General features: G+C 71.4%; 2 protein-coding genes. Both read right to left on the bottom strand.

Annotation, left to right across the window (positions count from 1 at the left end; all coding sequences use genetic code 11):
* Positions 1–32: 32 nt before the first annotated feature.
* Entirely contained in the window at positions 33–10,076 is a 10,044-nt protein-coding gene (locus O7629_RS29045) for a hypothetical protein (protein WP_278173252.1), read from the bottom strand.
* A 23-nt stretch (positions 10,077–10,099) separates the two neighbouring features.
* A complete protein-coding gene (gene eccCa / locus O7629_RS29040; protein WP_278173251.1) occupies positions 10,100–14,128 on the bottom strand; it encodes a type VII secretion protein EccCa in 4,029 nt (1,342 codons plus the stop codon).
* Positions 14,129–14,146: the final 18 nt, after the last annotated feature.

The following is a 14,146-nucleotide window of genomic DNA, read 5'->3' as shown; positions in this document are numbered from 1 at the left end:
GCGCGAGGTGACCCGTAGCGGGCGAGGGCGGTTCAGCAGCGGACGAGTTCGTCAACCGCCGTCCACTGCTTGTCCTCGATCGGCTTGCTGTCGTCGAAATGGAGCAGTTGCCGTACCGCACTGGTCACACTGTCCCTGGTGATCCGCTGCGGGTCGGTGCCGGCCCGCAGCGGAGCCACGACCAGCTTGACAATCGTCCACAGCCGCCGGGTCTCGACCTGGTCGAGGTCACCGAACATCTCATTCGCCAGTACGGCGGTCCGCGCGATCGCCGCACTGGCGACGGTGGCGTCCAGGCCGGCCAGGGTAGCCCGGTCCGCCAGGTCCCGCCGGACCGACTCCGCCAGGCGGGCCGTCGCCTCCGGCGGGACTGTGCTGGCCGTTACCTCCTGCGGGACCATGTTGGCCGTTGCCTCCGGAAGCGCCAGCACCGCCGACCGCGGAGAGTCGAGAAACGCCTGGTTGGTTGGCGACGTACGACCGGACAGTTGCTCGACAGCCTCCGTGCCGGACTGTTCGACATCCTCGGGTGCGGTCCCGTGCTCGACCACGACGATCGTCTCGACAACCGGCTCAGGAACGACCTCCGGAGCCACCACGACAACCGTCTCAACCGGCTCAACCTCCGGTTCAGCAACAACCTCCGACGCCACCACGACAAACGTCTCGGTCGGCCCGACCTCCGGCTCGACGCCTGGTTCAGGCACCGCCTCTTCGTCGTCGACGTGCGGGGGCGGGGGTCCGCCGAGCAGTTCCTGCGGGGGCGGGGGTCCGCCGAGCAGTTCCTGCATGTGGGCGATGCCGTCCGCCTTGTACCAGGCCGCCCGGTCGTCGCGGTACCACCGCCAGATCCGCCCGGGTCTGTCGAAGGTAGCCCTCGTCGGCACGACCACGTGCACGCTGAGCGCCCGGTGCAGGTCCCGGGCGAGTTTGCGCAGGTGCGCCGCGCCGCTGGTGCCGGACAGCTCCGCCGGATGTTTCGGCAGCAGCAGAATGTCCCGGCGGTTCCAGCCGACGGTGTGCCGGATCTGCGCCGCCAGCGTCGCCACGTTGTCGATGGCTTCGTCGCCTATTCGGACCGTGCCGGTCGCGTCGATGTCGACCACGACGGTGGTGACGCCCGGGTGGTGCGACAGCGTGCCCGGGTTGAGCGCGGGCAACGCGCTGGCCCGGGTGGACTCGACGACCAGGATCTCGCCGTCGTGCAGGGCCGTGGTGTGCAGTTGCGGTGGCGGCCCGGCCAGCTCGGCCGGCGGTACGGCCTCGGGCAGCTTCAGCGCCTTGGCCGCAGCCGCGGTCACGGTGATCACCGCCGCGTTGCTGACCGTCAGGTCGATCGTCATCGGCTGGTGGACGTTGTGCGTCCCCGTGATCCGGAAGGTGCCGCTGCTGACCAGGTAGACGTACCCCTCGGCCTTGTCCTCGTGGGTGTGCTCGACGGTCCTGGACACCGTGAGCGGGTCGGGTCGGTCCTCGCCCCACACCAACTTGGTCTGCAGAAACTCCTGATCACGGCTGATGGTGACCGTGGTGCTGGTCTCCGTCTCGTCGCCGAGTTCCCGCATGCTCTCGTTGGTGAACTTGACCGAGTACAGGTACGTCAACTTGTGCGGCAGCAGCTGGACCGTCGGGTCGGCGATCAGCAGATGGGTCAGGCCGGGGATCCTGACTCCGCCGGGTTGCAGGATGCGGTCGCCGAGCCCGAGCAGCACCGCCGGGACGACCTGCGTGGCCAGGTGGCCCTGGGTGCCGGGAGCCAGCCAGTACGGCGGATGGGGCAGCCGGTCGGCGTGCCGGAACGTCGTGTTCTGCACCCCCCGGATGGCCGCCGCCAGCAGCGACCTGTCGACGGTGAGGTCGTTGAGCAGCACCTTCGACTTGGCCTCGCCCTCGACTGTGCCGAGGCGCTGCGCGGACAGGTCGTAGTACGGCGGTAGGTCCGCCGGCCGGCGGTCCCGGTAGACGACGACCTCCGTCAGCGCGCTGCCGACCGGCAGCATCGGGGTGTCGAAGGTCAGCGCGGTCGGATAGTGCAGCCGTAGCGTCCCGGGCAGCGTACGGGTCCGGGCCGGCTGGGGCCGTTGCCGCGCCCACCAGGTGGCGATCAGGCTGGCCTGTCCGAGACTCATCCAGAGCAGCAGCTGAGGAGGGCTGGACACCGTGGCGATCCGGACGGTGAAGGTCCACGGGTGGGTGTACTCCTCGAACCCGACGTACTTGCGGGTGTCGGTGTCCGCCTTGAGCGCCCTGTCATCGATTTTGAAGCGTTCCTGCCGGCGGTCGGACTCCGACACCGCCACGGTCCGCATCTTGTTCCGGCTCGATGCCATGCCGAACAGCCGGGTGGTCACCCCGATCGTGTCGTCCTTGGCGGGGAGCGTCAGGTTGCCGCCACGGCCCCACTCGAAGCCACGGCCGCGCCGGTCCTCGTGCTGGGTGCCGCCCTGGTGGTAGGTGTCCGACTTCTCCTTGGCCGGCAGACTGCCGATGTGGGTCCCCCGGCCCATCCTGGCCGTCACCGTGACCACGTCGACGGTCCACCCGTACCAGGTCCTGCGCGGCAGCAGCAGCGGCAGGGCACCGTTGGCGCCGAGGTACGGGGCGAGGCCGAGCAGGGCGTCGGCCCCCAGCAGCATGGCCAGTCTGTCCTGCCGTCTGGTGACGACGCTCCACGCCTCACTGGTGTCGGTGGCGTGCGGCAGCAGGGTGAGCACCGTCGGGAGGACGTCGTCGCCGTTGCTCAGCTCCACCACGTCGGCGAGGTCGAGCGACTGCCCGGAGGCGACCGTCGGCGGGAGGTGACGCTGGGTCTCGCCGCTCGCCACGAACTGGCCGACGAGTGATTCGGTGGCCGTGCCGGTGAGCGCCGGCGCGGGCAGGTTGAACCGGTCGGGGAAGCGCAGCGTCTCGGTACGCGGCAGGACGGCGGTCATCGACCCGGCCGCGACGAGCTTCGACTCGGTCACCATCGTCGCGTCGGCGCCCTTTCGGGTCGCCCGCACCTCGAGGACGGTGTGGAACTGGTACAGGTCGCTGGCGGTGCTGTCCTTCGCGGACCGACGGTTCACGCCGTTGATGCCGTGGCCGGACGAGTGGTCCCAGAGCGTGAACCCCAACTGGCCGCCGTAGCTGCCGGCCAGTCCGACGGCGGTGCCGTCCTGTTCACCTCGCAGGCCGAGGGAGGCGAGCAGCCGCCAGTTCCACTTGATCTTGTACGCCGCAGACGTGTCGAGACTGCTGTTGACGTCCTTGACGTTCTCCGGTCCGCCACTGAACTGGGAGCCCCGCTGCAGACCGGCGTCAGTCAACGCCTTGACCGGGTCGCGCAGGATGTCGACCGGACGTGCCTGGTAGAGTCTACGTTGGACGGTCAGGTACCGCACCGAACCGTCGGCGGCGGTGAACAGGCCCAGGTATGTCGTGCCGGACGGGCTCATCGCGTTCGCCGGCCCGTACAGGTTCGCAACCCGCACGCCGGTGATGATCGTGTCCCGGTCGATCTGCGTGACGTCGATCTCGTCGGGGTAGCCGAGCAGTTCGCCGATGGCCGCCGCCACCCCGGCGGTCTGCGGCGGGGTCAGCGGAGTCGAGCCCGGCGGCAGTTTCACCTCCGGACCGGAATCAGCCAGATCGAGGACACCGAGCTGCGGCAGGGCGTCGACCCCGTCGCTGTCGAGCCGCCCGGTCGTCGTGACGGTGGAGTCGATCGACTTCGCCGTCAACTGCGGGTCCTCGGCGCCCGCCAGGTCGAGCACCAGCGTCTCGACGTGCAGGACCGCGTCGTGCCGGCCGCGCACCCCCGCGCCGGTCAACTTGATCCGCCGGTTGCCCCGGTGGCCGAGCGTCGCGCTGTCGGACATCACCTGGCTGAAGGCGAAGTCGGTGCCGGCGCTGACCCCGCCCTGGACCAGCCACTCGGGGCCCGAACCGAACTTCTTCCGACCGACGACCGCACCGTCGACGCCGACCTGCTGACTGGTGGTCACGCCGGTACGGGTGACCAACTTTCCGCCGTACTTGGCCGACGAGTCGATGGTCAGCTTGTCGTCGGACCGGGGCGATCCGGCGACGCCGAACAGGGACTGGTCGGTGGCGGCTCCCTCCTGCTCGATCCAGAACTCGACATGCACCAGAAACGTGTCGAGTTCGTACGACGCCTGCAGGCCGCCGTCGACGGCCTTGCCGTGCCCGGTGAGCAGGGCGGTGCCGGAGAAGTGGGTCGCGAAGTGGCGCTCCATGGCGGCCATCTGCACCGGTGACACGGCGGTGCCGTCGGCGAACTCGTCGAGCGCCTCCCGCACCGACGCCATCACCGCAGAAAACACCTGTTCCACCTTGGTGATGCCGGTGACCATCGGCAGCACGGTGAACGGCTGCTGGATGCCGGTCTGCGCCGGGGTCAGGAACGTCAGCGGGGTCAGGGCGCTCGTGCTACCGGCCTCGTCGCGGGCGGCGGAGAGAAACGTACGGGCCGGCGCGGTGAACGTCTGCGTGGCGCCGATCTCGGGGGTGACCGCCACCGTCGCGACCAGCGGCTTGTTCATCAGCAGCGCGTCGGTCGTCCGCTCCACCACCGCCTTCTGCGCGGACTGACCGGCGTCGCTGACGTTCACCGTCTTCGTGGTTCCGCCGCCGACGGTGCCCCGCACGGTGGCGCGCCCCGGAGTCACGGCCTCGCCGGTCTGCGGATCGGTCACCTCGTTGATCCCGAACCCGGCGCCGGCGAAGGCCGCCAGTTGGGCGCTGCTGCCGTTGCCGTCCTTGCCAGCCGTCTTCGTACCGCCCAGCGAATCCAACCGCAGGATCGTGTTCGACAGCCGGTCGATCGCCCAGGTGTTCTCCTCGTCGCTGGCGTCCTGCGAGGTCAGCGTCAGCGCCAGCTGGTCGGTGCGGGACCGGTCGTCGAGCGTGTGCGGTACGGACAGCAGCAGCGCCCCGGACGCGAGGTCACGCGAATGGTGGGTGAGGGTGCGTTCGCTGATGAACTCAGCAATGGACTTGAGCACGTCGGGGCGGGCCCGTCGCTGGTGCACCACCCCGTCGGCGTCGGCGGTGTCCGAATGATAGTGGTCCAGCAACTGCGATCTGAGGGCGCCGAGGTCGACCGACACGACCTTCTTCCAGGCACCGTCGAGGTCGCCGGTGACGGTGCCGGGCGACAAATGGTCCTGCTCACCGTCGGGTGCGCGCAGCCCGCTCAGGTCCGGGACCAGGGTCTCCTTCAGGTAGCGGACAGTGATCTGCCTGCCGATCGGTACCGACGTCGCGGCCTCCGGACCGCCGATCCGCCGTACGGTGACCTGGGGGTCGGGGTAGTCGAAGTAGCCGGGCGCCTTGAAGCTCTTGATGGAGGTGGCGTACTCCGCCATCGTGGTCACCGACTGCCCGGTACTGGTGGTGACCCCAGCGGTCGCCGTCACGGCCGCCACCACACCGGTCTCCGGCGGCAGCCCGATCGCCGGGGTCGACGCCGAGCTGGTCTGGCTGGCGGCGGTGACTGACTTCGGCGCCGAGCGCGCACCGTACGGCACCGCGAAGTTGACCTCGCCGGCCTTGAACGCCGGCTTGGCGACGGCCGGGCCCAGCTTCAGCCGGATCTCGTACATCTTGCCGCCGGACGACACGACGTCGCCGTTGTTCGCCAGGTTGCGCAGGTAGTGGTCGTCGGTCAGGTCCTCGGCCAACTGGTGGGCCGCCCGCCGCGACAGTGGAGTGTGCTGGGCGACCCTGGCGGCGAAGTCGCCGACGTCGCGCAGCCCGGAGTCGAGCTGCCCGTCGCCCAGGGCGTCGAACTGCTGGGCGTGCGCCGGCGGCCCGAAGGTGATCCCGTGCCGTTCACCGGCGAAGTCGACGTACCGCTGCACCAGTTCGGGCCAGTGCTGCCGATCGACGGACTGCAGACCCTCGCTGAACGCGTCGGACAGCTGCGTCACGCGGACGCCTTCGGGCAGCGTGCCGCGTACGGCCTCGTCGAGCTCCCCGGGGTTGTTCACCAGCAGCACGACGAGGTTGGCGCCGTTGCCCGGGGCCTCCTGCTCGATGAGTTCGTGAAGCTGGCGTGGCTCGTCCCGGCCGACCTCGACGACCGTGCCGGACTCCGGGTCCACCGCAGTGAAGATCACGGTCGTCGGTGGTACCGGCGCGCCGACCCGCAGCCCGCCGAACACGACGTCCAGCACCTGCAGCGTCCAGGTCGGCGCCTTGTCGAAGGAGCCATCGAACTCGAACACCTTGGCGACGCTGACCGTCAGCCCGTCCGAGATCGTGTTCCAGTCCGCCGCCCGCAGCTCCTGCTCGACCTGCCCGGGGTGCTCGGGGTGCTCGGTGTGCTCGGTGTGCTCGGTGTGCTCAGCGGCGGTGGCCGCCTCCGCAACGGCGTTCTCTATCGCCCGCAGTTCCTGCTCGATCCGCTCGATCGTGACGTTGAGACCGCGGCGATACACCTCGACCTCTTCGGCGACCCGCCCGCTCACCGGTCCGGACAGGTTGTCGCGTTCGGCGATCCGCTCCTGGAGCTCTTTTCGCAGCTCTTCCACATTCTGGGTGGTCTGCGCCGTCTGGTCGAGGGTGCCGGGTCGGTAGTCGCGTGGGGCCAGCAGCAGTCCGGAGACGCCGTCGTGGTGGGCGAGGTCCGGCCCGGTCAGCGGGACCCGGTCCGGGGTAAAGGCGATGAACCGCAGATCGGCCAACCCGACCGGAGCGTTTCGGCTCGGCGTACGGCTGTCGTAGGCGGTCACCGGGTCCTGCTCGGCCGGAGCCGTCACGTCGACGAACGTCAGCCCCGACAAGGGGTCATTGACCAGTGCGAAGGCGTGGGTCGGTGCGTTGGGCGGACCCGCCGTCAGGTACGCCACCGACCCCGGCACGTCGCGCATCAGGTCGGCGACCTGTTCGATGCTGCCCGCCTGCCGCCAGGGTTGCCCATGGTCGATCGCGAACCGCTGCGCCGGCCCGGCCTCCAGGTAGGCGGAGTCGCGCACCACATTCGGCCTCGGCGCGAGCACACCGGCCTTGGTCAGGCCGGTGTCGACGTTCTGCAGCTGCGGCAGGCAGTCCAACGGCTGCGGATCAACCAGGCGCGTCTGCTGCAGCGCCCGCGCCATGTCGGCGACCGACCCCACCGTACGGGTGGTCGGCCCCGCCGTGGCGGCGGTGGTCGGTTCCGGCGGCTGGGGGACCGTGCGCCAGACCGCCAGCAGTTCCTCGCGCCACCGGTCGGTCCTCGCGGCATCCGCGGCCCGCATGTCGGCGTCGGCTTTCGTGGTGTACGACGAGAACACGTCTCCGTTGGCCTGCTCATGATTGAGCCAGAGTTTGCTGTGACCGCCCGAGTTCAGCTGCTCGCGGGCCAGGTAGACGAAGTCCTCACGGTAGTCGCCGCCGATCTGGTCGAGCACGTCCCGGGACAGGCCTCGGTTGTACGCCAACTGCTGGAACCCGTCGCGGGCCTCGACCACCGCCCGGTTCGACTTGATCTCACCAATGAAGCGGTCGGACAGGTTGTCGACGTCGAGCAGGTCCCGGTAGGGCGCGGTGGTGATGTCCTCAGGGCGGGAGTTGGTCGGCAGCGACTCCTCGAACACCGCCCGGAAGTCCTGCCTGAACACGTTCCAGGCGCGATCCAGCGCGGTCGCGTCCAGCTCGGGAAAGTAGGCCGCGACCTCGTCGAACGCGCCCCGGGCCTGGTTCAGGGTACGTTCGAAGCTGGCCTCGGCGGTGAAGGCGTCGTACAACCTCGCCCGGTTCGTCTCCACGGTCTCCAGCAGGTGTTCCAGCGAGGACCCGTTGCCGGCGTCGAAGGCTTCGCGGTACGCGGCCCGCACCGTCTGCTCCCAGCGCGCGTTGACAGTCGCCAACCCTTCGGGGGACAGCGCCGACTTCGGGTTGCCCAACTGCCAGTCGACGTACGCCTGGTTGAACAGCTCGACCTGGATGTGGCGCAGACCGTCCGGGCTTTCCAGCACACCGAGGGGTGCCTTGCTGTTGGTCGCCTCCCACAGCTGTGCCGGTGACGGGTACGGGTTGTCGCCGCCGTCGAGCAGTTGCCCCACCGTGGTGATGTGCTCCTGTCCGCTGCCGAGCCGGTCCCGTACGTGTGCGGGCAGCTCCCGGTCGCGCCACCGGTCGATGTCCGGGAACGGCTGGTCCCGCCGGCGGTCGATCAGGTTCGCGGCCTGACGTTCCCCCGCGTCGGGGTGCAGGGCGAGCTTCGCCTCCTGCTGGGTCAGCGGTTCGGAGATGCCCAGGTCGTTCTGGCGTTGCGCGTTGATTTTCAGCAGCTCGCTGGGGCGCACCCCGCGTTCCAGACCCTTCTGGTACGCGGCCAGGTCGGCACTGTCCAGGTCAAGATCGTGCAGCCGTTGCTGGATGCTGGCGCGGTGATCCTCGAACGGGTTCAGCCGGGACTCGGCCAGCAACCGGTTCAGGCCAAGCCACTCGGCGTCAGTGACGCCGAGGACCTTGCGGCCGTCGGCCCGCTCGGCCCAGCTGCGGCCGTCCTGCCCGCGCTGGTCGGGGTGCGGGCTGAGCAGTTCCGCGCGGTCCAGCAGGTGCCCGTACGCGCGGTCCAGGGCAAGCCGGGCCTCGGGAGTCAACTGTGGACCCCACAGTTGTGCCTGCGACTGTGGCGACGGCTGCGGCGGCGGTGTCACGGCCGGCTGCGACTGGACGGTGCCCGCGTCCCGCACCGCCGGAGGCACCGGATCCGGCTTGGATACCGACTGTGGCTGCGGCGATGGCGACTGCCCCGACTGCGACGTCTGCTGCGATGTCTGCCCCGACTGCGTCGGTGCGTGCGACGTCGACTGCGACGGTACCTGCTGAGGCGGATCCGCGATCGTCGACGGCCGGGCCGGAACGGACGAGGTCGACGTCGTCCGGTCGAGGCTGCTCACCGAGGTGCGTGGGGCGTTGTCCGGTACGACCGGGCCGGGGGCGACACTCGCCGAGGTCTTCGGGGCGGTCCCCAGGTTCGCTGGCGGGACCGACCCGGCGCGCGCATCACCCACCGGACGTACGGCCGGAGCCTCACCCACCGGGCGTACGGCCGGAGCCTCACCCACCGGGCGTACGGCCGGAGCCTCACCCACCGGGCGCACCGCCGGCGGGTCGACGACCAGCTTCGGCGGCGTTGCGACGCCGCCGGTGGTGATGCCCAGATCCACCTTCGGCGGCGGCGACGTGACCGATCCGATCACCGGCGCGTTCGGTACCGACTGCGCCGGCACCGGCAGGGGCGGGCCGACCGAAGCGGGCAGCCCGGTGACCGGCCCTGGGCGGGAGGTGGCCGGGACCATATCGTGCACACCCGGTACGGCACCCGACAGGCCCATCGCCGCCGAGATGCCGATCACGGCCGGATCGGCGTGGTACGGCACCCCGTACGCCGTCTTGACGATCGCATCGGGGCCGAGGTCCACCGCCATGTTGATGCCGACGTTGGAGATGACCTCCGCCGTCGGCCGGATGACGGCCTGGCTGGAGCGTACCGCCGCATTCGCCACCTGCGCCGGTGTCCGGACCGCCGGCGGCACCACGGTGGCACCGTTGCGGACCGCGACCTGCAACGCCCCGGCCAGGCCCTCGCCCACCTGAACGGTGGTGATCCGCGGCATCCCGGCGGCGACGATCCGCAACGCCCGGCCGAAGTTGACCGACACGTTCACCACGACCCGCACCAGGCTGGACAGCAGTACGGAGACGGCCCGGGTGATGGCGGTGAACAGCGGCCCGATGGCGAACGTCAGCGGCGTCAGCACCACCCCGATCACGCCGACGATGATCTCGATGGTCCGCATCTGTTCCTGTTCGGCCCGCGCCTCCCGGACCGCCTGGGCGAAATCCTGGATCGCCTGCCCGATCGCGATCATCTCGTTGGCCACCGGCACCACCGTGTTGGTGACGATCCCGTCCCAGGCCTGCACCGCCCGGTCGCGGCCGGTGCCCTGCCAGGCAGCCTCGCCGAGCGGGCCGGTGATCCCGCTGGCCTGCCGGTACAGGTCGTTGCCCAGGGCGACGAACGCGTTGCCGAGGCTCTGGATCTGCTGGTCGTCGATCTCAGTTGGAAAGATCGGCATGCCGCACCTCCGTCATCGGCACCTCAGGCCTCCTCGATCGCCACCTGGATCACCGTGTCGGGGTGCGCCCGGCGCAGCAGCCGACCCCGGCCCGGTGGCCCGTTCTCGGCCCGGTGGCCGCCGAACAGCGCCCCTTCCCGGCTGTCCCCGGGCAGGATCAACGCGGCCGGCTGCTGCTCCCGCAACCTGGCGAGCAGCTGATCGACCGCGAACCCCCGGGAGCTGCCGGTGACCCGCCGGGCGAGCACCACGTGGAATCCGAGATCGTGCCCGTGCGGCAGCCGGTCGACCAGCGGCGACAACGGGGAACTGCCCCCGCCGACCAGGTCGTGGTCGTCGACCACGACGAACAGCTGCGGCCCCTGCCACCAGTCCCGGCGGGCCAGGTCCTGGCCGGTCAGGCCGGGCGGCGGCATCCGTTCGGCGAGCTTGCCGTCGACCTGCCCGACGTACTCGGCGGCGGCGGTCGGGTCGGCGGCGTAGGCACCCAGGTAGTCCTCCGGCACCGCCCCCAGCAGGGTCCGCCGGTAGTCGATCACGACGAACCGGATCTCCCACGCCGTGTAGCGGCGGGCCATCGCCGCCATCCAGGTACGCAGCAGCTGGGTCTTGCCGGTGCCGGAGTCGCCGAGCACCACCAGATGCGGATCGTCACCGATCAGGTCGAGGTGGACCGGGGCGAGGCCGACCTCGTCCAGACCGATCGGTACGCCGGCAGCGGCGGCGTCGACCGGCAGTTGCGCCGCGGCCAGCCGGCGCGGCAGGACCCGTACTTCGGGGGCGGCCGGACCGCTCCAGCCGGCGGCCAGTTTGCCGACCACCTCGTCGAGCGCCTCGGTCAGGGCGTCGACGGTGTCGGCGTCGTCGACCCGGGGCAGCAACGCCTGGTACGGCACGCCGGGTGGGGCCAGACCCCGGCCGGCGACGACGTCACCGAGCGACCGGGCCGCCGGCCGGCTGATCTCGCTCTCCGCCGGGTCGTTGAGCCGCAGTTCGAGCCGGCCGGCGAGGCTGTCGCGCAGGTTGGACCGGATGTCGAACCAGCGGTTCGCGGTCACCAGGACGTGCACCCCGACGCCGAGTCCGCGCGCCGCGACGTCCACGACGACCTCGTCGGCCAGGTCGAACTCGGCCCGGATGGCGGGCCAGTTGTCCAGCACCAGGAACACGTCGGCGGCGCGTACGTCGCCGGGCAGGCCACCGCTGGCCCGCAGCTGCCGCCAGCGGCCGGCCGAGTCGACGCCCAGGTCGGCGAAGATCCGTTCCCGTTCGTCGACGAGCCGCCGGGTGTCCAGCAGGATCCGGCGGGCCAGCTCCACGTCGCGGCGGCCGGCGACCCCGGCGACGTGCGGGGCGGCGGCGAGCGCCCGCAGGCCACCGCCGCCCAGGTCGACGCAGGCGAACTGGACCTCGTCCGGGGTGTGGGTCAGCATCAACGCCAGCACCGTGGTGCGCAGCAGGGTGCTCTTGCCGGTCTGCGGGGCGCCGACCACGGCGAGGTTCCCGGCCGCACCGAAGTCGACAAGCATCGGGGACTGCTGCTGGGTGGCCGGCTCGTCGAGGACGCCGAGCGGCACCCGCAGCCCGCCGAGCCACGGCCAGCTCTCGGCCTGCAGCCCGCGTTCCGGCACCTCGCCCACCGGGCCGAGCACGGATCCGAGGGCGATCGCCGGTGGCAGCGGCGGCAGCCACACCTGGTGAGCTACCGCGTCGGCCTGCGCCAACGCGGTCGTCACCAGATCCAGTGTCGACGGTCCGTCGGCGGCGTCAGTCGGCCCGGGGTCGGCTGCCGGACCGGTGTCGGGCAGCGGCGTGTCGCGGCTGACCGGACCGAACGGCACCGGGACGAGCTGGACCGGCGCGGCCGGCCGGACCGCCGGCCAGGCCGGACCGGAGACGTGCGAGACCCGGAACCGGCGGTACGCCGACTCGTCGACCTTCAGGTACGCCGACCCGGGCAGCGGCGGCAGCAGGTACGCGTCGGCGGTGCCGAGCACCGCCCGACTCTCGGCGGCGCTGAACGTCCGCAACCCGATCCGGTACGACAGGTGCGACTCCAGGCCACGCAGCCGGCCCTCGTCGAGCCGTTGGCTGGCCAGCAGCAGATGGATCCCGAGGCTGCGGCCCACCCGACCGATCTGCACGAACAGGTCGATGAAGTCGGGCCGTCCGGTGAGCAGCTCACCGAACTCGTCCACGATCACCAGCAGGTACGGCAGGGCCGGCAGCGGGGCACCGTCGACGCCCGTGCCGCCGGCCGCGCGGCGCACCTGGTACTCGCGTACCGAGTCGACGTTGCCGGCGTCGCGCAGCAGCCGCTGCCGACGCTGCTGTTCCCCGACGAGCGCCGCCCTGACCCGGTCCACCAGGGCCATGTCGTCGGCCAGGTTGGTGATCAGACCGGCGACGTGCGGCAGGTCGACGGCGTTCGCGAAGGTGGCCCCGCCCTTGAAGTCGACCAGCACGAAGCTGAGCAGGTCCGGCGGGTGGGTCATGGCCAACCCCACCAGCAGGGTACGCAGCAGTTCGCTCTTGCCGGAGCCGGTCGCGCCGATCACCAGCCCGTGCGGGCCGACACCGCCCTGCGCCGACTCCTTCAGGTCGAGCACCACCGGCCGGCCGTCGCTGTCGATGCCGATCGGTGCGCGCAGCAGTTCATCGCTGCCGGCCGGCAGCCAGCGTCCGGTGCCGACCACCTCGTCGCGGGACAGACCCAGCAGTTCCGGCACCGACAGCGAGTCGACCAGGTCGCCGGCCCGGGGCGGCCGCAGCCGCAACGGCGCCATGGCCCGGGCCAGGCACCGCGCCAGGGCCGGGGTCGGGGCGTCGCCCACCAGGTCGTCGACCGCGACGATCAGCTCCGACCGGCCGGCGAGGGTGAGCCGGCCGGTGTCGTCGACGGTCACCCGCACGTCGGCCCGGGGCGGCTGGTACGACGGGCCGGGCACCAGACACACCACGCTCACCCCGCTGGCCTTCCCGGCCCGGGCCAGCAGCTCGGTGAGGACCGGCTCCCGCACCCAGGCGCTGGTCGGGTCGTAGCCGTCGATCAGCAGCACCAGCCGGCGACCCGGGTCGGCGTCGGCCCGGGTCAGCAGGACCGGTTCGTCGGTGGTGGCGAGCCGGGCCAGCCACAGCTGCAGCAGCCCGACCAGGGCGGACAGGTCCTCGGCGACGGCGACCGGCGCGGCCGTCGGCGGCAGATCGGCGACCTGCCCGGTGGGGCCGGCGGTGCGCACGTGCGGCAGCCAGACCGCCCACTCCCAGTCCCGGACGGCGTCCGGCGCGCAGACCACCACGGCCACGTCCTCCGGCGCGTGCAACGCCGCCGTCTGGCACAGCATCGCCCGGCCCACCGCGCGGGCCGCCGCCGGCGGACCGATCACGCTGACCACGCCGGCCCGGCCCAGGTCGATCACGCCGGGCTGGCGGCCGACCGTACCGACCTGGTGGACCACCGCCTCGGCGGCCGCGGTGAGGTCCGGGTCGGTGTCGGCCATCGGGTCGGCCCTGGCCGACAGGGCGACCGGTACGCACAGCGGCCCGGTGCCGAGGCCGACCCGGATCCGGAGGAAGTCCGGATCGGTGGGTCGACGCTCCCACAGTCGCCGCCGGTGCCAGACGATGGCGAGCAGTCGCTGCGGTGACGGGTGCGCCACCGGCACCGCCGCGCGCTGCTGGGCGGCGATGCCGCGGGCGCTGCGCCGGATGCCGGTCAGATGTGCGTGGTAGCGGATCCGCTGGCGGGCCCGCTGGCGGCGGGCGTGCGCGCTCATCTGGTAGCGGATGCCGAACGTCGACACGATCGAGATCACGATGAACGCGATGCCGGCCACCACCATCCACCGGTGCCCGAGCGTGATCATGTAGCCGGCCATCGCGATCGTGCTGAGCAGCGGCAACAGCAGGGTGATCAGCGCGACGCCGCCGTTTCCGGACGCGTCGACGGGCGGGGCCGCCACGGTGAGCCGGCCCTGCGGCAACGTCGGCCCGGCGGTACGCGCGGCCCGGTGCAGCAGCCGGACGGGGGACGCGGACTCTGATGTCGACATGGCTTCCTGCGGTCCGAC

It is taken from the genome of Solwaraspora sp. WMMD792, from assembly GCF_029626105.1.
Lineage (GTDB): Bacteria > Actinomycetota > Actinomycetes > Mycobacteriales > Micromonosporaceae > Micromonospora_E.
The sequence above is the reverse complement of the archived record's forward strand: the minus strand, read 5'-3'. Positions and strand labels throughout refer to the sequence as shown.

What these genes read in the sequence shown, in the direction of transcription:
- O7629_RS29045 (WP_278173252.1), bottom strand. Translation starts at nt 10,076, where the DNA reads ATGCCGATCTTTCCAACTGAGATCGACGACCAGCAGATCCAGAGCCTC.
- eccCa (WP_278173251.1), bottom strand. Translation starts at nt 14,128, where the DNA reads ATGTCGACATCAGAGTCCGCGTCCCCCGTCCGGCTGCTGCACCGGGCC.